This window comes from Rhodococcus sp. 852002-51564_SCH6189132-a (assembly GCF_001665495.1).
GTDB lineage: Bacteria > Actinomycetota > Actinomycetes > Mycobacteriales > Mycobacteriaceae > Rhodococcus > Rhodococcus pyridinivorans.
In genome coordinates this window covers 71807-94849 of sequence record NZ_LZMJ01000034.1, presented here as the reverse complement: position 1 = coordinate 94849, position 23043 = coordinate 71807, and the positions used below count along the sequence as shown (strand labels likewise).

25 protein-coding genes and 4 tRNA genes are annotated in these 23043 nt (G+C 67.0%); 26 read left to right on the top strand and 3 right to left on the bottom strand.

Annotation, left to right across the window (positions count from 1 at the left end; genetic code table 11):
• Position 1: 1 nt before the first annotated feature.
• Positions 2-607: a flavin reductase family protein gene (locus tag A5767_RS06940; RefSeq protein WP_039585385.1), complete on the bottom strand. Its 606-nt coding sequence runs from the start codon at positions 605-607 to the stop codon at positions 2-4.
• A 52-nt stretch (positions 608-659) separates the two neighbouring features.
• Between A5767_RS06940 and menD the strand changes: the two genes are divergently transcribed.
• From menD to A5767_RS06920, 4 genes are all read left to right on the top strand, one after another.
• On the top strand, positions 660-2279 hold the full coding sequence (menD, locus tag A5767_RS06935) for a 2-succinyl-5-enolpyruvyl-6-hydroxy-3-cyclohexene-1-carboxylic-acid synthase (protein ID WP_064851992.1): 1620 nt from the start codon (positions 660-662) through the stop codon (positions 2277-2279).
• Positions 2276-2728, top strand: coding sequence for a DUF3592 domain-containing protein (locus tag A5767_RS06930; RefSeq protein WP_064851980.1), 453 nt, complete (start codon positions 2276-2278; stop codon positions 2726-2728). Before menD ends, A5767_RS06930 begins: the two co-directional genes overlap by 4 nt.
• Before the next feature lie 82 nt (positions 2729-2810).
• Complete coding sequence (locus tag A5767_RS06925; RefSeq protein WP_024101692.1) at positions 2811-3953, top strand: glycosyltransferase family 4 protein; 1143 nt, start codon at positions 2811-2813, stop codon at positions 3951-3953.
• 39 nt (positions 3954-3992) lie between these two features.
• Positions 3993-4694, top strand: coding sequence for a demethylmenaquinone methyltransferase (locus tag A5767_RS06920; protein ID WP_071935515.1), 702 nt, complete (start codon positions 3993-3995; stop codon positions 4692-4694).
• A gap of 124 nt (positions 4695-4818) precedes the next feature.
• Here the strand turns inward: A5767_RS06920 and A5767_RS06915 are convergent, their stop codons facing one another.
• On the bottom strand, positions 4819-6090 hold the full coding sequence (locus A5767_RS06915; RefSeq protein ID WP_064851979.1) for a geranylgeranyl reductase family protein: 1272 nt from the start codon (positions 6088-6090) through the stop codon (positions 4819-4821).
• A gap of 112 nt (positions 6091-6202) precedes the next feature.
• On the opposite strand from A5767_RS06915, the gene A5767_RS06910 reads away from it, so the two are divergent.
• Both A5767_RS06910 and htpX read left to right on the top strand, forming a co-directional pair.
• Positions 6203-7249: a polyprenyl synthetase family protein gene (locus tag A5767_RS06910; RefSeq protein WP_064851978.1), complete on the top strand. Its 1047-nt coding sequence runs from the start codon at positions 6203-6205 to the stop codon at positions 7247-7249.
• Positions 7250-7350: 101 nt separating this feature from the next.
• Complete coding sequence (gene htpX, locus A5767_RS06905) at positions 7351-8211, top strand: zinc metalloprotease HtpX (protein WP_024101689.1); 861 nt, start codon at positions 7351-7353, stop codon at positions 8209-8211.
• A gap of 100 nt (positions 8212-8311) precedes the next feature.
• Here htpX and A5767_RS06900 read toward each other — a convergent pair whose 3' ends face one another.
• Positions 8312-8803 carry a YajQ family cyclic di-GMP-binding protein gene (locus tag A5767_RS06900; RefSeq protein ID WP_006552295.1) on the bottom strand — a complete coding sequence of 164 codons (492 nt, stop codon included), beginning with the start codon at positions 8801-8803 and terminating at the stop codon, positions 8312-8314.
• A 150-nt stretch (positions 8804-8953) separates the two neighbouring features.
• Between A5767_RS06900 and A5767_RS06895 the strand changes: the two genes are divergently transcribed.
• The 20 genes from A5767_RS06895 (at position 8954) to A5767_RS06800 (ending at position 23031) form a co-directional block, all read left to right on the top strand.
• Positions 8954-9036: transfer RNA gene (locus A5767_RS06895), tRNA-Tyr, on the top strand.
• Positions 9037-9343: 307 nt separating this feature from the next.
• A tRNA-Thr gene (locus tag A5767_RS06890) sits at positions 9344-9416 on the top strand.
• Positions 9417-9459: 43 nt separating this feature from the next.
• Positions 9460-9535: transfer RNA gene (locus tag A5767_RS06885), tRNA-Met, on the top strand.
• A 59-nt stretch (positions 9536-9594) separates the two neighbouring features.
• Positions 9595-9762 (top strand): 50S ribosomal protein L33, encoded by a 168-nt coding sequence (gene rpmG / locus A5767_RS06880; RefSeq protein ID WP_003941903.1) that lies wholly within the window; start codon positions 9595-9597, stop codon positions 9760-9762.
• A gap of 84 nt (positions 9763-9846) precedes the next feature.
• Entirely contained in the window at positions 9847-10422 is a 576-nt protein-coding gene (gene hadA / locus A5767_RS06875; RefSeq protein WP_006552294.1) for a (3R)-hydroxyacyl-ACP dehydratase subunit HadA, read from the top strand.
• The gene (gene hadB, locus A5767_RS06870; RefSeq protein ID WP_064851977.1) at positions 10409-10834 is read left to right on the top strand and encodes a (3R)-hydroxyacyl-ACP dehydratase subunit HadB; all 426 of its coding nucleotides are present in this window, start codon (positions 10409-10411) and stop codon (positions 10832-10834) included. Before hadA ends, hadB begins: the two co-directional genes overlap by 14 nt.
• Before the next feature lie 179 nt (positions 10835-11013).
• Positions 11014-11086, top strand: a tRNA-Trp gene (locus tag A5767_RS06865).
• 32 nt (positions 11087-11118) lie between these two features.
• Positions 11119-11544 (top strand): preprotein translocase subunit SecE, encoded by a 426-nt coding sequence (secE, locus tag A5767_RS23035; RefSeq protein ID WP_024101687.1) that lies wholly within the window; start codon positions 11119-11121, stop codon positions 11542-11544.
• A gap of 50 nt (positions 11545-11594) precedes the next feature.
• Entirely contained in the window at positions 11595-12431 is an 837-nt protein-coding gene (gene nusG / locus A5767_RS06855) for a transcription termination/antitermination protein NusG (RefSeq protein ID WP_006552291.1), read from the top strand.
• 95 nt (positions 12432-12526) lie between these two features.
• Complete coding sequence (rplK, locus tag A5767_RS06850) at positions 12527-12961, top strand: 50S ribosomal protein L11 (RefSeq protein WP_006552290.1); 435 nt, start codon at positions 12527-12529, stop codon at positions 12959-12961.
• Between the two features lie 116 nt (positions 12962-13077).
• On the top strand, positions 13078-13791 hold the full coding sequence (gene rplA / locus A5767_RS06845) for a 50S ribosomal protein L1 (protein WP_006552289.1): 714 nt from the start codon (positions 13078-13080) through the stop codon (positions 13789-13791).
• A 398-nt stretch (positions 13792-14189) separates the two neighbouring features.
• Complete coding sequence (gene rplJ / locus A5767_RS06840; protein ID WP_006552288.1) at positions 14190-14717, top strand: 50S ribosomal protein L10; 528 nt, start codon at positions 14190-14192, stop codon at positions 14715-14717.
• Between the two features lie 123 nt (positions 14718-14840).
• Complete coding sequence (gene rplL, locus A5767_RS06835) at positions 14841-15227, top strand: 50S ribosomal protein L7/L12 (RefSeq protein WP_003937621.1); 387 nt, start codon at positions 14841-14843, stop codon at positions 15225-15227.
• 312 nt (positions 15228-15539) lie between these two features.
• Positions 15540-16616 (top strand): ABC transporter ATP-binding protein, encoded by a 1077-nt coding sequence (locus tag A5767_RS06830; protein ID WP_033096350.1) that lies wholly within the window; start codon positions 15540-15542, stop codon positions 16614-16616.
• A gap of 67 nt (positions 16617-16683) precedes the next feature.
• Entirely contained in the window at positions 16684-17475 is a 792-nt protein-coding gene (locus A5767_RS06825) for an MlaE family ABC transporter permease (RefSeq protein ID WP_006552286.1), read from the top strand.
• A 4-nt stretch (positions 17476-17479) separates the two neighbouring features.
• Entirely contained in the window at positions 17480-18340 is an 861-nt protein-coding gene (locus tag A5767_RS06820) for an MlaE family ABC transporter permease (protein ID WP_024101684.1), read from the top strand.
• A complete protein-coding gene (locus A5767_RS06815; RefSeq protein WP_064851976.1) occupies positions 18337-19710 on the top strand; it encodes an MCE family protein in 1374 nt (457 codons plus the stop codon). Before A5767_RS06820 ends, A5767_RS06815 begins: the two co-directional genes overlap by 4 nt.
• Positions 19707-20786, top strand: coding sequence for an MCE family protein (locus tag A5767_RS06810; protein ID WP_024101683.1), 1080 nt, complete (start codon positions 19707-19709; stop codon positions 20784-20786). The genes A5767_RS06815 and A5767_RS06810 overlap by 4 nt, the downstream gene beginning before the upstream one ends.
• A complete protein-coding gene (locus tag A5767_RS06805) occupies positions 20783-21781 on the top strand; it encodes an MCE family protein (RefSeq protein WP_006552282.1) in 999 nt (332 codons plus the stop codon). The genes A5767_RS06810 and A5767_RS06805 overlap by 4 nt, the downstream gene beginning before the upstream one ends.
• Positions 21781-23031 (top strand): MCE family protein, encoded by a 1251-nt coding sequence (locus tag A5767_RS06800; protein WP_064851975.1) that lies wholly within the window; start codon positions 21781-21783, stop codon positions 23029-23031. The genes A5767_RS06805 and A5767_RS06800 overlap by 1 nt, the downstream gene beginning before the upstream one ends.
• The last annotated feature ends 12 nt before the right edge of the window (positions 23032-23043 follow it).

The window sequence follows — 23043 nt, the reverse complement described above, 5'->3', positions numbered from 1 at the left end:
GTCACCCGGGAGTGCCGGGCCGCTGCAGTCTCCGCACCGCGGGCGTCAGTCCCCATTCGGTCCGCCCCAACCGGCTCACCGCGCCGAGCGCGGCGAAGTCGGGGGCACCGTCCTCCGCCAGCACCTCCGGATCGACCGTCACGGCGAGGACGTCGCCCATCACGACGAACGAGTCGCCGATCTCGATCACACGGTGCAACCGGCACTCGATCGAGGCGGGTGCCTCCGCGACCCGCGGGGGCCGCACCCGCTCGCTCGGCTCGGCGTGCAACCCCACCTCGGTGAACTCGTCGATGTGGTGCGGGAACGCCGCCGACGAGGCGTTGACCTTCTCCATCAACGGCACGGTCGCGATATTGATCACGAACTCGCCCGTCTGCTCGATGTTCCGCAGACTGTCCTTCCGGCCCACGGAGGTGAACTGCACGACCGGCGGGGCCGTACTCGCCACCGTGAAGAAGCTGTACGGAGCGAGATTGAACACACCGTCCTCGGCCTCGGTGGACACCCACGCGATCGGTCTCGGCACGATTGTCGCGGTGAGAAGGCGGTAGAAGCGGCCGGGACTCGACTCGGCGGGATCGAAGACTGTGCGCACGGCCTCCATTCTGACCGCACCTGTACCCGGCCACACTTCCGGCGCAATTACCCTGGACTCCGTGAATCCGTCCACTGCCCAGGCCACTGCTGTCGTCGACGAACTCGCCCGGGGCGGTGTTCGGGACGTCGTGCTGTGCCCGGGCTCGCGCAACGCGCCGCTCGCCTTCGCGCTCCAGGCCGCCGACAGCGCAGGACGTCTGCGCCTGCACATGCGTATCGACGAGCGCACCGCCGGATTCCTCGCGATCGGCCTGGCCCTCGCATCGGGGCGTCCCGTCCCGGTCGTCATGACCTCCGGTACCGCCGTGGCCAACCTCGCGCCCGCCGTGCTCGAGGCGAACTACGCCCGCGTCCCGCTGGTCGTGCTCAGCGCCAATCGCCCCTACGAACTGCTCGGATCCGGTGCGAACCAGACCGTCGAACAGCTCGGGTTGTTCGGCAGCCAGGTGCGCGCCACCATCAGTCTCGGCCTCGCCGAAGGCATCGAGCAGAACAGCCAGTGGCGTTCGGCTGTCTCCCGGGTTCTCGCCGCCGCCCGCGGAACCCGATCGGGCAACGCCGGCCCGGTCCACTTCGACATCCCGCTGCGCGAACCGCTCGTGCCCGAGCTCGACGCGAAGGTCCCGGTGCCCGAGGGCCGCCCCGACGGCAATGCCTGGACCACCACGGTGAACGCCACCCTCGACGTCCCGCTCGAGATCGACCTGACCCCCGACACGATCGTCGTCTCCGGTCACGGTTCCGCCCACCGCCCCGAATTGTCCGGGCTGCCGACCGTCGCCGAACCCACCGCACCGTTGCACGGCATCCCGGTGCATCCGATGGCGCTGCCGCACCTGAAGCCGCGCCAGGCGATCATCACCGGACGGCCCACGCTGCACCGGCCGGTGTCGAACCTGCTCGCCGACCCCGCCGTCACCGTGTACGCGCTGACCACCGGCCCGCGCTGGCCCGACGTGTCGGGCAACGTCATCGCGACAGGCACCCGCGCCGTGGTGTCGGGAACACCCGACGAGGCGTGGCTCGAACGATGCCGCCAGCTGTCGGCACACACCGACAAGGCCGTGCGCGCCCAGCTCGACGGGCATCCGAAGGCCACCGGACTGCACGTCGCGGCGGTCGTGACGGACTCGCTGAAGCCCTGCGACCAACTGCTGCTCGGGGCGTCGAACCCGGTGCGCGACGCGGCGCTCGTGAGCTACCCGAAACCCGACGTGAAGGTGCTGTCCAACCGGGGTGTCGCCGGGATCGACGGTACGGTCTCCACCGCCGTCGGTGCCGCACTCGCCTACGAGCAGGGACGGACCGTCGCGCTGCTCGGCGACCTGACCTTCCTGCACGACGCGTCGGGCCTGCTCATCGGGCCGTCGGAGCCGCGGCCGCAGAACCTCACCATCGTCGTCGCGAACGACGACGGCGGCGGAATCTTCGAATTGCTCGAACAGGGCGACCCGCAGTACGCGGGTGTTTTCGAGCGTGTCTTCGGCACCCCGCACGGTATGGACCTCGCGGCACTGTGTGCGGCCTACCGCGTTCCGCACGAGCTGGTGGATCTGCAGGGACTCGCGCTCGCCCTCTCGAACGACACGGCGCCGCCCGCGGGCATCCGTGTGGTCGAGGTCACCACCGATCGGGCCGGGCTGCGCGAATTGCACGCGGCGGTGCGGGCGCAGCTGTGAGCGGACCCGAGCGCGCGCGACGCGTGGTTCTCATGGTCGCGGCGGCGATTTCCGCCCTTGCGGTGATCCTGTTCCTCGGCGCCCTCCGCAACGACCTCACCATCCGCTCCGACACGGGCACGGCCGTCGCGGAGGTGCTCTCGGCCGGCTCCGTGCGGTCCGCCGTGAGTTTCGTCACTCCTGACGGTGTGACGCACAATCCGGAGCTCGGCGTTCTGTACCCGACGGGGCTGACCACCGGGCAGCGGATCGCCGTCGAGTACGCCCGGAGTGATCCCGATCTCGTTCGTGTGACCGGTCGCGACGCCCGCGTCGCCCTGATCCCGACCGGATCGGTGATCGTCGTCACATGGTTGATCGCCACGCCGGTGCTGATCTGGCTGCGGCGGAGGGCGACCGCCGCACCCGCTGTCGCTCCCGACGTGAAGGATCGACAGCTGCAGGTGTGACGAACGAAACGTTCGTCGCGACTTCGTTCATCGGTCACCGAACTCGCACCTGCTCGACTCGCAGGCTCGCCACGCTGTCGGCGTGCGAGTAGCCATCGTCGCGGAATCCTTCCTCCCGAACGTCAACGGCGTCACCAACTCGGTGCTCCGCGTCCTCGAGCACCTCGACCGCACCGGACACGACGCGTTGGTCGTCGCACCCGACACGGTCGCAGGCAGGCCACCCGCTCCGTCCGACCATCACGGGACACCCGTCCACCGCGTACCGGCGGTGCGCGTACCGAGGATCAGCTCCCTCCCGGTGGGCGTGCCCGGCCCGGAACTCCTTCCGGTGCTGCGCACTTTCGCGCCGGATGTGGTGCACCTCGCGTCCCCGTTCGTGCTCGGTGCCGGCGGTCTCGCCGCCGCGGGACGTCTCGACATTCCGACGGTCGCGATCTATCAGACGGACGTGGCCGGATTCGCCTCCAGCTACGGGCTCGGCCTCGCCGCGCGTGCGTCCTGGCGGTGGACTCGGCGCCTGCACCGCGGCTGCGATCTCACCCTCGCTCCCTCGACCTCCGCCGTGGACGACCTCGTGGCCCACGGCATCCCGCGCGTGCGGCGCTGGTCGCGGGGCGTCGACACCGACCGCTTCGCGCCGTCCCGGCGGGACGAGGACCTGCGCGCCTGCTGGTCGCCGGACGGCCGTCCGATCGTCGGTTTCGTGGGACGCCTCGCGCCCGAGAAGCACGTCGAGCGGCTCGCGATCCTCGCCCACGACCCGCGGCTGCAGCTCGTCGTCGTCGGCGACGGTCCCGAACGGTCGCGGCTCGAACGTCAGCTGCCGTCGGCCGTGTTCACCGGGCAGCTGGGGGGCGAGGAACTGGCCCGCGCCCACGCGAGCCTCGACGTCTTCGTCCATCCCGGCGAACACGAGACCTTCTGCCAGGCCGTGCAGGAAGCCCTGGCGAGCGGGGTCCCGGCGATCGTGCCGGACGCGGGCGGACCACGCGACCTCGTCGCCCACTGCCGCAACGGTTACCGCTTGCCGGTGGACCGCTTCGTCGAATTGCTGCCCCGAGCCGTCGATGCGCTGCTCGCTCCTGGGGTCCGGGACGAGTTCGGTGGTGCGGCACGCAGTGGAGTGCTCGGCCGCACCTGGCCCGTGCTGTGCGACGAGTTGTTCGCCCATTACCGGCGGGTGCAGGGCCTTCCTGCGCACGCGCTCCGCCGCGCCGCATGAGCGCCGGCGTCCACTAGGGGAGCGGGTAACGTTTCGGCCGTGGCAACAACTCACGGATCACGCGCGTCGCTCGACAAGGACCCGCGTGAGGTCGCGTCCATGTTCGACGGGGTCGCTGCACGCTACGACCTGACCAACACCGTCCTGTCGTTCGGACAGGACCGCGGGTGGCGTCGCGCGACCCGTGCGGCTCTCGACCTGAAGCCCGGCGAGCGGGTGCTCGACCTGGCCGCCGGCACCGGGGTCTCCACCGTCGAACTCGGACGGTCCGGCGCGTGGGTCGTCGCCACCGACTTCTCCAAGGGCATGCTGCACGCCGGTGAGTTCCGCAACGTCCCGATGGTCGCAGGCGACGCGATGAAACTGCCGTTCGCCGACGCGGTCTTCGACGCCGCGACCATCTCCTTCGGCCTGCGCAACGTCGCCGACCCGGACGAGGGACTGCGCGAGATCGCCCGGGTGGTCAAGCCGGGTGGACGCCTCGTGGTGTGCGAGTTCTCCACACCCGTGCGGGAACCGCTACGCACCGTCTACATGGAGTACCTGATGCGGACGCTGCCGCGGGTCGCGCGGGCGGTCAGCAGCAATCCCGACGCCTACGTCTACCTCGCCGAATCGATCCGGGCCTGGCCCGATCAAGAGCAGCTCGCCCGGCGCATCGAGGCCGCGGGCTGGAGCGACGTGAAGTGGCGCAATCTCACGGGGGGCATAACCGCCCTGCACCGCGCGGTACGCAAGTAGCCGGGCGCATCGGCACCGCGCGGTACGCAAGTGGCCGGGCGCATCGGCACCGCGCGGTACGCAAGTGGCCGGGCGCATCGGCACCGCGCGGTACGCAAGTAACCGCGCGGCGCTGTATCGGCTCTCAGGCGAAGAGGGGCTGACGGTCCCAGCGCATCGAGAAATGACCGCTCGTCCGCCACACCCGGGCCACGAAGTCGGCGTCCTCGTCGGTGACGAGATTGCCCATCACCCGCACCGCGACCGACATCATCGTCCGCGACCGCATCGCGATCGGGCCGGTCGCCGGCAGGAACTTCGGGATCGTGAGCAGGCTCGCAAGGCGACGCGCGGTGGAGAACGCCCGGCCGTAGTGGGAGCGCAGCGTCGCCGGCCACAGGTCGGTGAGGTCGTCGGAGTCGAGCAGCCCGGCGAGCAACCGACCGCCTTCGAGTCCGTAGTCGATGCCCTCGCCGTTGAGCGGATTGACGCACGCCGCGGCGTCGCCGATCAGCGCCCAGTTCCTGCCCGCGACCCCCGACACGGCTCCGCCCATGGGCAGCAGCGCCGACGCCACACGCGTCACCTCACCGAGTTCCCATTCCGTGCGACGCTGCCGCGCGTAGAGGTCGATGAGAGGCCGCAGCGATCCGCTCGCCGGTCGCGAGGCGGTCGCGAGGGTCCCCACTCCCAGGTTCACCTCGCCGGTGCCGAGCGGGAACACCCAGCCGTAGCCCGGCTGGAGGGCCCCCGCGTCGTCGCGCAGTTCGAGGTGCGAGGTGATCCACGGATCGTCGCTGCGCGGGGAGGTGGCGTAGGCCCGCGCGGCCACGCCGTAGGTGGTGTCGCGGTGCCAGCGACGACCGAGCACCTTGCCGAGGGGAGAACGCACCCCGTCGGCGACGATCACCGTGCGGCAGCGGACGGTCCGCGGTCCGTCGGCGGTGCGGAAGATCACGGCCGAGACCCGGTCGCCGTCGCGTTCGACGTCGACGGCCTTCGTTCCGTCCACGGCGCGGGCACCCGAGTCGAGCGCGACCTGCCGGATCCGGGCGTCGAGTTCGGTGCGCGGCACGGCGCTGCCCACGACCGGGAACGACGAGTCGGGCCAGGGGAGTTCGAAGCGGCCACCGAAGCCCTCGAGACGCAGACCGCGGTTGACGGTGCGGGTGCGCAGCCAGTCGCCGAGGCCGAGTTCGTCGAGTTCGGCGACGGCACGCGGGGTCAGTCCGTCACCGCAGGTCTTGTCGCGAGGGAAGGTCGCGGCATCGACGAGCAACACCTCGCGACCGGCGCGGGCAGCCCACGCGGCGGCGGCGGAACCGGCTGGACCGGCACCGACGACGAGAACATCGGTACTGTCGGGAACGCAGGACTGGGATTGCCGCGGATCTCGCGCGGAGTGTTCGGCCACCACCGCTCCATCTTCTCAGGCCGCGATCGGCCGCCTCGACGAGGTGGATCGGGGAACGAACGGCTAGGTTCACTACGGTGAAGTCGAGGCGACAGAACAGGATGGGTACGTCATCGTGAGCACTGAGGGGGCGGCTCGGACCGCTGGTTCGGCCGATGCGGCGCCGAGCACCGTCGTGGCCGGTGTGGAACTCGGCGATCCGGTCCTCGCCGCGACAGTCGGGGACGGCCTCGCGAGCGTCGAGAAACTCCTGGTCGAGGAACTGTCCGACGGTGAGGACTTCCTGACGGAGGCCGCACTGCACCTTGCTAAGGCGGGTGGCAAGCGGTTCCGGCCGCTGTTCACTATCCTCACCGCGCAGCTCGGGCCGAAGCCCACCGATCCCGCCGTGGTGACGGCGGCGACCGTCGTTGAGCTCGTGCACCTCGCGACGCTCTATCACGACGACGTGATGGACGAGGCGACGATGCGTCGCGGCGCCCCGAGCGCCAACGTGCGCTGGGGCAACAGCGTCGCGATCCTCGCCGGCGACTATCTGTTCGCGCACGCCTCGCGGTTGGTGTCGACGCTGGGTCCGTCGGCCGTGCAGATCATCGCGGAGACGTTCGCCGAGCTGGTCACCGGTCAGATGCGCGAAACCATCGGTGTGCGTACCAACGACGACCCGGTCGAGCATTACCTGCGGGTGATCTGGGAGAAGACCGGTTCGCTGATCGCCGCCAGCGGTCGCTTCGGCGGTACGTTCTCGGGCGCCGATCCGGAACATGTAGAGCGTCTCGAACGGCTCGGCGACGCCGTCGGCACCGCATTCCAGATCGTCGACGACATCATCGACATCGCGTCCGACACCACGGAGTCGGGCAAGACCCCCGGAACCGATCTCCGCGAGGGTGTGTACACCCTGCCGGTGCTCTACGCGCTGCGGGAGACCGGACCGGAGGCGGATCGTCTGCGTGAACTGCTCGTCGGTCCCATCGAGGACGAAGCACACGTCGCGGAGGCGCTCGAACTGCTCGTCCGCTCGCCGGGGATGGATGCGGCGAAGGCGACTCTCGCGACCTACGCCGCCCGCGCTCACGCCGAACTCCATGCCCTGCCGCAGGGGTCGGCGAACGAGGCGCTGCGTCGCCTCGTGGACTTCACCGTCGCCCGCGTCGGCTGACGGACCGTCGTGTCGTCCCGCCCCGGTCGGGGCGGGAACCGCGCCGTTCGCTCGTTCGTTGGACGAATGAGTGGGAAATCGTGGTGCGGAAGGGGTGCGACGTGCACGGATACTCGAACCGTCTCAAGACGGCCGGTCTGTTGATCGGAATGTCCGCGCTGATCGTGTTCGTCGGAGCGTTGTTCGGCAATTCGACGATCCTGCTGATATCGATCGTGCTCGCCGTCGGCATGAACGGCTACGCGTACTTCAACAGCGACAAGCTCGCCCTGCGGGCGATGCACGCCCAGCCGGTCACCGAGGTGCAGGCACCGGCGATGTACCGGATCGTGCGCGAACTCGCGACCGCGGCGCACCAGCCCATGCCGCGGCTCTACATCAGCCCCACCAACGCCCCCAACGCGTTCGCCACGGGTCGTAACCCGCGAAACGCCGCCGTGTGCTGCACGACGGGCATCCTGGAGATCCTGAACGAACGGGAACTGCGCGCGGTGCTCGGCCACGAACTCGCCCACGTCTACAACCGCGACATCCTCATCTCGTCGGTCGCCGGCGCGATGGCTGCCGTCATCTCGGGCCTGGCGAACTTCGCGTTCTTCGCCTCGGCCTTCGGCAACCGGGAGGGTGGCGCGAACCCACTGGCGCTGCTGCTGGTTTCCCTGCTCGGCCCCATCGCGGCGTCGGTCGTCAAACTCGCTGTGTCGAGGTCGCGCGAGTACCAGGCCGACCAGTCCGGTGCCGAGCTCACCGGCGACCCGCTGGCCCTCGCGTCGGCGCTGCGCAAGCTCGCTCTCGGCACGCAGGCCGCGCCGCTGCCACCCGAACCGAAACTCGCGGCCCAGTCGCACCTGATGATCGCCAACCCGTTCCGGGCGGGCGACAAGATGAGCCGGCTGTTCTCGACGCACCCGCCGATGGCCGACCGCATCGAACGGCTCGAGCGCATGGCCGGGATCCGCTGACCGGACGGCACCCCACAGACGACATCCCGGACGACTCCGCCCGCGACGACGGTCGCGGGCGGAGTCGTAGGAGAGGGCGTCGTCGGCAGCGGTCGACGTACTAGCGGTAGTTGACGAACTGCAGGGCGATGTCGAGGTCGGCGTTCTTGAGCAGCGAGATGACGGCCTGCAGGTCGTCGCGCTTCTTGCTGCTCACGCGCAGCTCCTCGCCCTGGATCTGCGCCTTGACGCCCTTCGGGCCCTCGTCACGGATGAGCTTGGAGATCTTCTTGGCATTCTCCTGGCTGATGCCCTGCACCAGCGTGCCGGTGATCTTGTAGACCTTGCCGGACTGCGTCGGCTCGCCGGCGTCGAAGGACTTGAGGGACAGGTCGCGGCGGATCAGCTTCTCCTTGAAGACCTCGAGCGCGGCGAGCGCGCGGTCCTCGGTCTCGGCCGAGATCGTGATGGCCTCGTCGCCCGACCACTCGATGTGCGCCCCGGTGTTCCGGAAATCGAAGCGGTTGGCGATCTCCTTCGCCGCCTGGTTCAGCGCGTTGTCCACTTCCTGGCGGTCGACCTTGCTCACCACATCGAACGACGAATCAGCCACGTCTCACTCCACTTCGGGGTCGGTCTGTAAGGGTTCTGTCCACCCGACGCTATCGGGTCGCGCGGAGCTGTGACCACTCGGTTTGCGTTTCGGGGGGGTATGCGTTGTATTCTTCCAAACGCATCGAGGACGCGGTCCCGATCGCACCCCGGCAGGTTGCCCGAGCGGCCAATGGGAGCGGACTGTAAATCCGTCGGCTTACGCCTACGTAGGTTCGAATCCTACACCTGCCACCGGAACGGCCCCGGTTCTTCGGAACCGGGGCTGTTCTGCATTCCGGGGCCCTTCGGTGCGGGCTCCGGAGTGTGGGTCCTGCTCTCCCCGAGGTTCCGGGCGGCTCGGCACGCGGTGCCGTTCCGCCTCGCGCCCGATGCCTCCCGCCGGCCCACCGCGCGCGTATGTGTGGGCACGGGTGGGTGCGGGTGGGCAGAGCTCGGAGAGGAGCGGCGTTTATGCGCCTCTACCAGCGGATTTTGCACCAGGACCGAGTGTGTGTAATCTTTTGGAGGCCGCAGCGAGCAGAGATGCTCCGGAGGCCACGCCCCCTTAGCTCAGTCGGCAGAGCGTTTCCATGGTAAGGAAAAGGTCGACGGTTCGATTCCGTCAGGGGGCTCGCTGGATTGAGGTGCCGCCTTCGTAGCGACACTCGGCACCGAGGCGGTGTAGCTCAGTTGGTAGAGCAAACGACTCATAATCGTTGCGTCGCCGGTTCAAGTCCGGTCACCGCTACCAAAAGTTCATTGATCCACCCTGATCGATACTGATCGGATTGACGCGAAAGAAGGCATCCCGTGGCCTCCTCTACTGACGTTCGGCCGAAGATCACCTTGGCCTGCGAGGTGTGCAAGCACCGCAACTACATCACGAAGAAGAACCGTCGCAACGACCCCGACCGGCTCGAGCTGAAGAAGTTCTGCCCGAACTGCGGTACGCACCAGTCGCACCGCGAGTCCAAGTAGCCGGTCGCAACGACGTCGACGCATAAGGTCTCCGCAATACCGACCGTGCCAGTTGGCGTCGTCGGAATTGCGGAGGTTTTGCGTATGACGAACATACTCGAGAACCAGGAATCGGTGGACGCGACCGAACAGGCCGGGATCCCGTTCGATGCCGCCGCGCACGCCAAGTCCATGGTCGGTCACCACTACCGGGTGGGCGACTACTACGAGGTCGGTCGCGAGAAGATCCGCGAGTACGCCCGTGCCGTGCGCGATTCGCATCCGGCCCATCACGACGACGACGCAGCCCGGGGGCTGGGATATGACGGAGTGATCGCGCCGCTGACCTTCGTCTCGATCGTCGGCATGATCGCGCAGCGCAAGCTGTTCGAAGAGGTCGTCACCGGCTACGACCTGAGCCAGATCATGCAGACCGACCAGCGGATGGTCTACCACCGCCCGATCCAGGCCGGCGACAGGCTGTTCTGCGACGTCTACCTCGACGATTTCCGGCAAGCTGCCGGCAGCGACATCATCACCACCAAGAACGTGATCACGGATCAGTACGACAATCTCGTGCTCACCTCCTGGACGACGCTCGTCGCCCGTTCCGGTGGCGAGGTCGACGACAACATCGCGCACGCGGTCAAGGATGTGGTGATGCACAGTGACACTCCGTAGCTTCGCGGATGTCGCGGTAGGGGACGAGCTTCCGTCGAAGGTCGTCACGCTCACGCGCGGAAATCTGGTCAACTATGCAGGTGTGTCGGGTGATCCCAACCCGATCCACTGGAGCGACAAGGTGGCCGAACTGGCCGGCTTGCGCGACGTCGTCGGGCACGGCATGCTCTCGATGGGCATCGCGGCCGGCTTCGTCACGGAGTGGCTGGGAGACCCCGGCGCGGTGACCGAATACAATGTTCGGTTCACCAGTCCGGTATATGTGGAGGCCGACAAGGCCGCCGAGATCGAGTTCACCGGCAAGATCAAGTCGGTGGACGCGGAGAGCAAGACAGCAGTGGTCGTTATCGTGGCGAAGTCCGACGGTCGTAAGATCTTCGGTCGCGCCACGGCAACGGTCCGTTTGGCCTGACGGCCGAGCGGATTGGGTTTGTCCCGGGGCAATGCAGTACACTTAGGCTTCTGGGATCGCATAGCAGCGCGCTGCTCTACGAAGGCCGTAACGGCCCGACGGGGTAGCGCGCGTGTCATGTGGTCGCAGATGGGTCGGTTCCGGACACTCGCTTCGTACGAGTGTGGATGTCCGACCAGAGGGGCGTAGCTCAATTGGCAGAGCAGCGGTCTCCAAAACCGCAGGTTGCAGGTTCAAGTCCTGTCGCCCCTGCCCCCGGACTGCCAGCGACCGAGAGGAACGATGTGAGCGAGGAGCGCGGTCAGCGCCACAGCGGCACCGCAGGGAACATTCCCGGCGACGCTGGAACGGCTACCGGCGCGACCCCCGACGGTTCTTCCGCGGCTGCTCGGCCGACCGGCAAGCGGGCCACCCGTCGTGGTGCAGCCGATCCCTCGGCATCCACGACGAGTGCGGTGTCCATGAAGAAGACGTCGCGTTCGGCCACGGCCGTGAGCGATCGTCCCGCCGCGAAGTCCGAGAACATCTTCAAGCGACTCGTGCGCTTCTTCCGTGAGGTCATCGCCGAGCTCCGCAAGGTGATCTGGCCCAACCGCAAGCAGTTGACCACCTACACGCTCGTGGTCCTTGCGTTCGTGACCGTCATGACGGCGTTCATCTTCGGATTGGATCTGGCGTTCGTACAGGGCGTCAGCTGGTTGTTCGGTTAGCGCCTGTCCGCGCGAGACGAAAAATGTGATCGACGAGAGGAAAGTGCCCGGTGAGCACCCCCGAGAACGACTCGTACGAGGCTTCGGCCGAGGAGCACGTTTCGGACGAGGCCTTGGTTGACGACGTGACGGCCGAGTCGGCGGATGCGGACACCGAGGTCTCCGAGTCCGACGCTGCTGTCGAGTCCGGCACCGATGCCGAGACCGATGTCGAGGTCTCCGACGCAGCGGAGGGCACCGACGACGCCGCCGCCGAAGAGGACGAGGTCGACCCGGCCGAGGCCCTCGAGAAGCAACTGCGGCGCGAGCCCGGCGACTGGTACGTCGTGCACTCCTACGCCGGCTACGAGAACAAGGTCAAGACCAACCTCGAAACCCGCGTCCAGAACCTCGACCTCACCGAGTACATCTTCCAGGTCGAGGTGCCGACCGAAGAGGTCACCGAGATCAAGAACGGTCAGCGCAAGCAGGTCAACCGCAAGGTCCTGCCCGGCTACATCCTCGTCCGGATGGAACTCAACGACGAGTCGTGGGGCGCCGTCCGGAACACCCCCGGCGTGACCGGCTTCGTCGGAGCCACGTCGCGTCCGTCGCCGCTGACGATCAAGGAGGTCGTGAAGTTCCTCCTCCCGCAGCAGGCGAAGAAGAAGCCGGCGGCCGGTGCTTCGACCGCAGGCGAGCAGGCTCCCGCCGCCGCTGCGAAGCCCGCCATCGAGGTGGACTTCGAGGTCGGCGAGTCGGTCACCGTGATGGACGGCCCGTTCGCGACGCTGCCCGCCTCCATCAGTGAGGTCAACGCCGAGCAGCAGAAGCTCAAGGTCCTGGTGTCGATCTTCGGCCGTGAGACTCCCGTGGAGTTGTCGTTCAACCAGGTGTCGAAGATCTGACGATCCCCAGGATCCGACGGCGCCGGCATCCGGCGCGCACAAGCTTGCAGTAGCAGTACGCAAGAACCACACCGAGCACGAAACTAGGAATAGAGATGCCCCCCAAGAAGAAGAAGATCGCCGGGCTCATCAAGCTCCAGATCCAGGCCGGCCAGGCCAACCCGGCTCCGCCGGTCGGCCCCGCGCTGGGTCAGCACGGCGTCAACATCATGGAGTTCTGCAAGGCGTACAACGCGGCGACCGAGTCGCAGCGTGGCAACGTCGTGCCGGTCGAGATCACGGTCTACGAGGACCGTTCGTTCGACTTCAAGCTGAAGACTCCGCCGGCCGCGAAGCTCCTGCTCAAGGCCGCAGGCGTGCAGAAGGGCTCCGGCGAGCCGCACAAGACCAAGGTCGCCAAGGTGACCATGGATCAGGTGCGCGAGATCGCCAAGACCAAGCAGGAAGACCTGAACGCCAACGACATCGAGGCTGCCGCGAAGATCATCGCCGGCACCGCTCGGTCGATGGGCATCACGGTCGAGGGCTGAGCCCCTCGCTGTTCCGGGGCTCCGTCCCCGGGCTTGCATAGCACTCGTGGGAGGGCCGGCCAGGCCCGCTACCACGCCCGAACCATTCACCTGCCGGTGAGAAGTTAGGAAAGAACATGGCAAAGCGCAGCAAGGCATACCTCGCCGCGGCCGAGAAGATCGACTCGGACAACCTGTACAGCCCCCTCGCAGCTGCGAAGCTCGCGAAGGAGACCAGCTCGAAGAACTACGACGCCACCGTCGAGGTCGCCATGCGACTCGGTGTGGATCCCCGCAAGGCGGACCAGATGGTGCGCGGCACGGTCAACCTGCCGCACGGCACGGGTAAGACCGCTCGCGTCATCGTCTTCGCGGTGGGCGAGAAGGCTGCCGAGGCCGAGGCCGCAGGTGCCGACGTCGTGGGCGCCGAGGATCTGATCGAGCGCATCCAGGGCGGCTGGCTGGACTTCGACGCCGCGATCGCGACCCCCGACCAGATGGCGAAGGTCGGTCGTATCGCCCGCGTCCTCGGTCCCCGTGGTCTGATGCCGAACCCGAAGACGGGCACGGTCACCCCGGACGTCGCGAAGGCCGTCACCGACATCAAGGGTGGCAAGATCAGCTTCCGCGTCGACAAGAACGCCAACCTGCACTTCGTGATCGGCAAGGCCTCGTTCGACGAGACCAAGCTGGTCGAGAACTACGCTGCTGCTCTGGACGAGGTGCTCCGCGCCAAGCCGTCCAGCGCGAAGGGCCGCTACATCAAGAAGGTCACGATTGCTACGACCACCGGCCCGGGCATCCCGGTGGATCCGCAGCGCACCCGCAACCTCCTCGAGACCGCGGAGTAATTCGCACTGCACGCAGTGGATGTGCGTCCTGAAGCGGCCGGTACAGCATCGCTGTGCCGGCCGTTTTGCATCTCGTGCACATCGTCCGCTACAGTGGTGGGGTAGTTCGGCGTGCGCCGATCTTCACCCCGATCATGTTCTACCCAAGACCGTTGGTCACCGAATCCGCGTGCGGATCGGTTGAAGGTCCGGAGTTGTCCGGCGGCCCACGCAGGAGGACGAGGTTAGGGGAGATACGAACCGCGATGTGCCTTCCGGGTGCATTCGAGTTCCTCCTCCTTGTATGCCCCGTGTGCCCTGCGCCGGGGCGTTCGTCGTTTTCCGGTCCCGGCGGTCGTCCGGTGGGGCGTCCCACTCGGGACACCGGGAAAACGACTGTTACTGAGAGGAGGCGAAGTATGGCAAAGCCCGAGAAGGTTTCCGCAGTTGCGGAGATCACCGAGCAGTTCAAGACCTCCACCGCTGCCGTGATCACGGAATATCGTGGTCTGTCGGTGGGAAGTCTGACCGAGCTGCGTCGCGCTCTCGGAGAGGGTGCCACCTACTCCGTCGCCAAGAACACCCTGGTCAAGCGTGCCGCCGCTGAGGCGGGCGTCGAGGGTCTCGACGATCTGTTCGTCGGTCCGACCGCCATCGCGTTCGTCAAGGGCGAAGCGGTGGATGCTGCGAAGGCTCTGAAGAACTTCGCGAAGGACAACAAGGCTCTCGTCATCAAGGGCGGCTACATGGACGGCGCTGCGCTGTCCGTGGAGCAGGTCAACCAGATCGCGGACCTCGAGTCCCGCGAGGTGCTGTTGGCCAAGCTCGCCGGCGCGATGAAGGGCAACTTGGCAAAGGCCGCAGGCCTGTTCAACGCCCCCGCTTCGCAGGTGGCCCGCCTCGCGGCCGCTCTGCAGGAGAAGAAGGCGGGCGAAGAAGCCGCCTGACGCTGATCCGCATCACTGCGAATCTGCATCACCGCGAAAGATACATCCACGCGTGCTCCGGCACGCACCATCCCATCCGGTCGCGGATCAGCGACATGGGACTTATCAGGAAGGACCGCCACCATGGCGAAGCTCACCACCGAAGAGCTGCTCGACGCGTTCAAGGAACTGACCCTGCTCGAGCTCTCGGAGTTCGTCAAGGCATTCGAGGAGACCTTCGAGGTCACCGCTGCTGCTCCGGTTGCCGTCGCTGCCGCCGGTGCTCCGGCCGCTGCTGCCGAGGCCGAGTCCGAGCAGGACGAGTTCGACGTCATCCTCGAGGGTGCCGGCGACAAGAAGATCCAGGTCATCAAGGTCGTTCGCGAGATCGTCTCCGGCCTGGGCCTGAAGGAAGCCAAGGACCTCGTCGAGGGTGCTCCGAAGCCGATCCTCGAGAAGGTCGCCAAGGATGCTGCCGACGCTGCCAAGGCCAAGCTCGAAGAGGCCGGCGCCAAGGTCACCGTCAAGTAAGACGGTTTCCGAACTTTCCGTCGAGCGTTCCGACGCTCTCCGGAACGGTTCCGCACAGGGCCGTTTTAGCGAATTAATTTCGCGGAAACGGCCCTTCTGCATTTCGGGCATGAATGCCGAGTGATATGTCCGTTATCGGCAGAAATCGACATCTACGCCGTGTTCATGCAGGTCACGGCGTAAGTCGAGACACGCGTACCCCCTTGTACAACGTCCTTACTCATGAGTAGGATCGCGTGTCACAGGTACCACTATCCATGCGATAGAGTGGCCCAACCCACACGGGGGCGACGGTATCGGACAGCGGAGGTGATCGTGGGAGTCGAGGTTTCCGTCGAGGGACTGACCAAGTCCTTCGGCTCGCAACGTATCTGGCAGGACGTGACGTTGACGTTGCCGGCCGGTGAGGTGTCCGCGTTGCTCGGGCCGTCGGGTACCGGTAAGTCGGTGTTCCTCAAGTCGTTGATCGGTCTGCTGCGCCCGGAGGAGGGCTCGATCGTCATCGACGGCACCGACATCCTGCAGTGCTCCTCGAAGGAGCTCTACGAGATCCGCAAGTTGTTCGGGGTGCTGTTCCAGGACGGTGCGTTGTTCGGGTCGATGAACCTCTACGACAATGTCGCCTTCCCGTTGCGTGAGCACACCCGCAAGTCCGAGTCGGAGATCCGGCGGATCGTGATGAGCAAGCTCGAGCTCGTCGGTCTGCTCGGCGCCGAGGACAAGTTGCCCGGGGAGATCTCCGGGGGGATGCGGAAGCGCGCCGGTCTGGCGCGGGCGTTGGTGTTGGATCCGGAGATCATTCTGGTGGACGAGCCGGATTCGGGTCTCGATCCGGTGCGCACGACCTATATTTCGCAGACGTTGATCGATATCAATGCGGAGATCGATGCGACGATCCTGATCGTGTCGCACAACATCAATCTGGCGCGCACGGTGCCGGACAACATCGGGATGTTGTTCCGCCGGCAGTTGGTGATGTTCGGTCCGCGTGAGGTGTTGCTGACTTCGGATGAGCCGGTGGTCAAGCAGTTCCTCAACGGCACGATGATCGGTCCGATCGGGATGTCGGAGGAGAAGGACGAGGCGACGATGGCGCACGAGCAGGCGCTCGTCGAGGCGGGTCATCATGCCGGTGGTGTGGACGACGTCGAGGGGATCGTGCCGCAGATGCAGGCGACTCCGGGGATGCCGGAGCGGCAGGCGGTGGCGCGTCGGCAGGAGCGGGTGCGGTCGATCCTGCACAACCTGCCCCCGGCCGCCCAGAGCGCCATCCTCGAGTCGCTCGATCACAACGGCGCGCCCCACACAGCCCGGGGCTATGCCGACGACGACACCCAGATCATTCCCGCCTATACCGGAGAGAGATACGAGCAGCAGGCCCAGCAGTAGCACCAGCCGCAGCAGTGGTACAGCGTCAGCAGTGGTACAGCCGCAGGCTGGAGAAGTAGGAGAGTAGATGGGGGCGGGCAGCTCGCTCGTGCGGCCGGTTCACGGCGCACTCACCCAGGCCGGCAACATCGTCGAACTGTTCGTCGACGTCGTGCGGAACACCTTCCGCCGACCGTTCCAGTTCCGGGAATTCATCGAACAGGCGTGGTTCATCGCCAGTGTCACGATTCTTCCGACGGCGCTCGTCGCGATCCCGTTCGGCGCCGTCGTGTCGCTGCAGACCGGCTCGCTGATCAAGCAGCTCGGCGCCGAATCGTTCACCGGTGCCGCGAGCGTCCTGGCGGTCATCCAGCAGGGCAGTCCGATCGTGACGGCTCTGCTGATCGCCGGTGCCGCCGGCTCCGCGGTCACCGCCGACCTCGGATCGCGGACGATCCGCGAGGAGATCGACGCGATGGAGGTGCTGGGCATCAATCCCATCCAGCGCCTCGTCGTCCCGCGAGTACTGGCGATGGTGCTCGTCGCGCTCCTGCTCAACGGTCTCGTCTCCGTGATCGGCATCGCCGGCGGCTACTTCTTCAACGTGGTGCTGCAGGGCGGTACCCCCGGCGCCTACCTCGCCTCCTTCTCCGCCCTGGCGCAGCTACCCGACCTCTACGTCGCCGAACTCAAGGCTGCGATCTTCGGGTTGATCGCCGGCGTCGTCGCGTCCTACAAGGGGCTGCACCCCGGTGCAGGCCCGAAGGGCGTGGGGGAGGCCGTGAACCAGACTGTCGTCATCACGTTCCTGCTGCTCTTCTTCGCGAACCTGATCCTGACGATGGTGTACCTGCAGATCGTTCCTGCGAAGGGATCCTGACCAGATGACAGTCTCCAGAGGCCGCGGAGATCTCGTTCTTCTCCGGGGTCGCCGAGCGGTGCGCGCACCGCTGAACGTGCTCGACCGCGCGGGGGACCAGATGTCCTTCTACGCGCGCGCCGTCGCGTGGACCCCGCGAACCCTCACCCACTACCGCAAGGAAGTCCTGCGGCTGCTCGCCGAGGTCACCTTCGGCAGCGGTGCACTCGCCGTGATCGGTGGCACCATCGGCGTCATCGCGATGATGTCCGGCTTCACCGGCGTCGTCGTGGGTCTGCAGGGATACGCCGCGCTCGAGCAGCTCGGCTCGTCGGTGCTCACCGGCTTCCTCTCGGCCTACGTCAACACCCGTGAACTGGCCCCGATCGTCGCGGCGCTCGCGTTGTCGGCGACCGTGGGCTGCGGCTTCACGGCACAGCTCGGTGCCATGAGGATCAGCGAGGAGATCGACGCCCTCGAGGTGATGGCCGTGCCGTCGCTGCCGTTCCTGGTGACCTCCCGGATGATCGCCGGCTTCGTCGCCGTGATCCCGCTGTACATCATCGGTCTCCTCGCGGCCTATCTCGCGACCCGCACGATCAGCACGCTGTTCAACGGCCAGTCGAGCGGCTCGTACGACCACTACTTCTATCTGTTCCTCCCACCGGAGGATGTGTTGTATTCGTTCGCGAAAGTGCTGGTCTTCGCGTTCGTGGTCATCCTCATCCACTGCTACTACGGTTTCCACGCCAGCGGCGGTCCCGCCGGCGTCGGGGTGGCCGTGGGCCGCGCGGTGCGTACCGCGATCGTGACGATCGCGATCCTCGACTTCTTCCTCAGCCTCGCGATCTGGGGCACGACGACCACGGTGAGGGTGGCCGGATGAGCGACACGACCACTTCGCCCTTGCGTCGCCGCACCCTGGGATTGATCTTCTTCGTGGTGCTGGCGCTGTTCCTGTACGTCACGATCGCGATGTACAACAAGACGTTCACGAAGGTCGTGAAGGTCGACCTCCGCACCGACAGCATCGGCAACGCCCTGCCGCTCAACGCCGACGTCAAGGCACGCGGTGTGCTCGTCGGCGAGGTCCGCGGAACGAGCGCGGAAGGCGGCGACGTCACCGCGCATCTTGCGCTCGACCCCGACAAGGCCGAACTGATCCCGGTCAACGCCACCGCACAGCTGCTGCCGAAGACCCTCTTCGGTGAGCGCTACGTCTCGCTGATCATCCCCGACGATCCGGGGCGTCCCGTCACGAACGGCGATGTGCTGGTGCAGGACACGAGCGAGCGCACAGTCGAACTCGGCGACGTGCTCGACGGGCTGCTCCCGCTCCTCGAGGCCGTCCCGCCGCAGGACCTCGCCAACACGCTCGGCGCCCTGGCCCAGGGACTGAGCGGACGCGGCGAGAAGCTGGGACAGACGGTCGACGACCTCGAACAGATCTTCCGCGAGGTGAACGGCGAACTGCCCACACTGCAGGAGGATCTGCGCGGACTCGCCGATTTCTCGCAGACCTACTCCGAGGCCGCACCGGATCTCGTCGAGGCGCTGAACAACCTGCGCACGACGGGTGGCACGGTCGTCGAACAGCAGAACCAGATCCGCACGCTGCTTGCGAGCGCGACGGGAGCGTCGTCGCAGACGGCCGATTTCATCGAGCAGAACTCGAACTCGATCATCACGCTGTCCGCCGATTCGAAGGAGGCGCTGCAGCTGCTCGCCCGTTACTCGCCGTCCTTCCCGTGCACCTTCGAGGGATTCGCCGACGCGAAGCCGGCCGCCGTCGATCTGCTCGCGGCCGACGATCCGTTCCCGGGTGTGCGCGCGAACATCCAGTTCACGAACCCGAAGGGCCGCTACCTGCCGAACCAGGACGAACCGCGTCTGCTCGACGATCGCGGACCGGCCTGCTACGACGACGTGACCGCGCCCGGCCGCACCTTCCCGCAGTATCCGGGCGGTTCGATCAACGACGGTTCGTACCAGGTGCCGTCGCGTAATCCCGGCCCCGAGACCATCGATTTCTTCCCTGCCCCGGCAGGATCCGGCGTCCCCGACGACGTCGGTGAGATCATCGGCACCTCGGACGGCGGCGCGACTCCCGTCTCGTACGCCGGCTCGCGTCTGGAACAGGACACGCTCGACGTCATCTACGGACAGGCCACCGGTGTCGACCCCGAGGAGGTCCCGTCCTGGACCACCCGGCTCGGCGCTCCGGCGATCCGCGGTACGGAGGTGAGCTTCCAGTGAGAGGTCTCGCAGCACCCCTGATCAAACTCATCGTGTTCGCCGTGGTCACCGTCCTCGCGACCGGTGTCCTCGCCGCGACCATCGCCAATGTCGGCGGTGGGGGAGGAACGAAGTTCCACGCGATCTTTTCCGACGTCACCTCACTCAACAAGGGCGACGACATCCGCATCGCGGGTGTCCGCGTGGGGCAGGTCGAGGAGATCTCGGTCTTCGACGAACGGCAGGCGCGGGTCACCTTCTCGCTCGAGGAGCGCGACTGGCTCCCGGCCGGTGCCACCGCGACCATCCGGTTCCGCAATCTCGTCGGCCAGCGTTACATCGCGCTCGGTCAGGGTGAGGGCGCGCAGGGCGAGAAGATCACGGGCGGCGATACGATCCCGATCGAGCGTACGAAGCCGGCGGTGAACCTAACGACGCTCTTCGACGGCTTCCGGCCGTTGTTCCAGACGCTGAGCGCCGACGACGTCAACAAGCTCTCGTTCCAGATCATCCAGGTCTTCCAGGGTGAGGCCGGAACGATCGACGATCTGGTGCGCAGCACCGCGTCGCTGACCAACACCATCGCCGACAAGGACCGCGTGATCGGTGCGGTGATCGACAACCTCAACACCGTCCTGGCCACGATCGACCAGCGCGACGAGCAGCTCGATTCGCTGCTGGTCAACACGCAGGCACTCGTCAGCGGGTTGTCGGCCGACCGGGCGACCGTCGGTTCGGCCGTGGCGTCGATGGCGGGGCTGACCGACGCGGTCTCCGACGTCCTCGAGCCCACCCGCCCGTCGATCGCACAGTCGATCACGGCGCTCGAACAGGTCACTTCGAATCTCAACGCGAACCGCGACGAGGTCGACCGCGTCCTCGAGACGTTGCCGGTCAAGCTCGACAAGCTCGGGCGCGTGGCCAGCTCCGGTTCGTGGTTCCAGTTCTACCTGTGCGGTATCGACATCATCGCAGGTCCCGGTTCGGTCCCGTATCTGAATCTGCCGACGGGGCTGCCCACCGTGAACCAACCCATCTACACGAATGCGGCGAAGCGTTGCTCGCAAGAGGGGATGCAGGAGTTGCAGGGACGATGAGCAAACGTCGCAGTCCGGCCGCCGCCGGTGCCCTGGGCATCGTCGTGGTGCTGCTGGGGACACTGTCCGCCTTTTTCCTCGACGAACTGCCCATTATCGGGGCGGGCGCGACCTACGAGGCCGAATTCAGCGAGGCCGCGGGTCTCAAACCCACCAACGAGGTGCGTATCGCCGGCGTGAAGGTCGGCAAGGTCACCGGAGTCGACCTCGAGGGCGACCGCGTGATCGTCTCGTTCAAGGTCCAGGACGCATGGGTCGGGAACGACACGGCGGCCTCCATCCAGATCAAGACGATCCTCGGACAGAAGTATCTGGCACTCGAGCCGCGGGGTACGGAGGTGCTCGACCCGGACGACCGGATCCCGCTCGACCGGACGGTCGCGCCGTACGACGTGATCGAAGCGTTCTCGTCGGCGGCCACGACCCTCGGCGAGATCGATTCCGAGCAGCTCGCGACCGGCTTCCAGACCCTGTCGGAGGCGTTCTCGGAGACACCCGACGACATCCGGGCCTCGCTCGACGGCATCAGCCGCCTGTCCGAGACCGTCGCGAGTCGTGACCAGGAGCTGAAGAAGCTCCTCGACGCGACCGGCAATGTCTCGAAGGTGCTCGCCGACCGCAACGCCGAGTTCAACCGGTTGCTCTCCGACGGTGCGCTGCTCGTCGCGGAACTGAACAATCGGCAGGAGGCGATCTCCCAGTTGCTCGATGGCACCAAGCGGTTGTCGGCCGAGCTCTCCGGGCTCGTCGAGGAGAACCGCGAGACCATCGGTCCCGCCCTGCAACAGTTGCGCGGCGTCGTCGACGTCCTCCAGGAAAACAACGACAACCTCGATCGGGCCATGGAGCTGTACGAGCCGTTCGTGCGTGTCTACACCAACGTCGTCGGCAACGGCCGGTGGTTCGACCAGGTCGTCGTGAACCTGACCCCGCCGGGCCTACCGGAGATCCCCGGTTACCGCGAGCCCGGTCGCCGCCTGGAAGGGGGCAACTGATGGCACACGCCGAGAACGGCGAGTCCCGCAGCAATCGCGGGCGCATCGCGCTGATCGCGGCCGTCGTCGCGGGCGTGGTGGCCCTGGCCGGAGCGGGGTGGTGGATGTTCACCCGGCTGGGCACCACCGAGATCACTGCCTATTTCGACAAGGCCGTGGGCATCTACGAGGGCTCCGACGTCCGGGTGCTGGGCGTCGAGGTGGGGAAGGTGACCTCCGTCGAACCGCAGGGCGACCTCGTGAAGGTCGGTCTGCGGGTGAACCGCGGCGTCGACATCCCGGCCGACGCCCGCGCCGTGCAGATCACCCCGTCGGTCGTCGCCGACCGTTACGTACAGCTCACCCCTGCCTACACCGGTGGCGACACGATGAGCAGCGGTGCGGTGATCGACCGCGAGCGCACCGCCACCCCTGTGGAGGTCGACGAGCTCTACGCGAGCATCGACGAGCTCTCCCGCGCGCTCGGTCCCGACGGCGCGAACCGCGAGGGCGCGCTGACCGACTTCGTCGAAGTCGGTGCGGAGAACCTCGCCGGCAACGGTGAGGCCCTCGGGCAGAGCATCGAGAACCTGTCGGCCGCCGCGCGCACGCTCGACCAGTCGCGCGACGACCTCTACGGCACGATCGAGAACCTGCAGGTGTTCGTCAGTGCTCTCGCGGCCAACGACGAGCAGGTGCGCCAGTTCAATGCGCAGCTCTCGGACCTGTCGGGATTCCTGGCGGGGGAGCGGCAGAACCTCGGTGAGGCGCTGAACACGCTGTCGGTCACGCTCGGCGACGTCGCGACGTTCGTGCGCGACAACCAGGCGGCCGTGAAGGACAACGTCGACGCACTCGTGCCGATCACGGAGACCCTGGCTAACCGCCGGCAGGAACTCGTGAATTCGCTGACGCTGCTCCCGCTCGCGGTGAGCAACCTCGTCAACTCGTACGACGCCGAAGCAGGTGTGCTCGCATCGCGGCTCGTGCTGCCCGACCTGCAGGACCCTGCGGGAGCGGTGTGCAAGCTCATCGATCTCGGCAATCTCGTGCCCGGCGACGAGCGTTTCGAGCAGCTCGGCCGGCAGATGCAGCCGCTGATCGACCGGTGCCGCGACGTCGCCACGCAGATCACCGAGGACCAGCGGTCCCCGGATCTGATCCTGCCGTTCGGTGTCCTGAGCGGTGAGAACATCCAGCGGCAGGTCACCCCGGGCACGGTGCCCGGCGTGGTCTCGCCTCGGCTCGACCTCCGGGGAGGAGATCGGTGAGCGGCGCGAAGA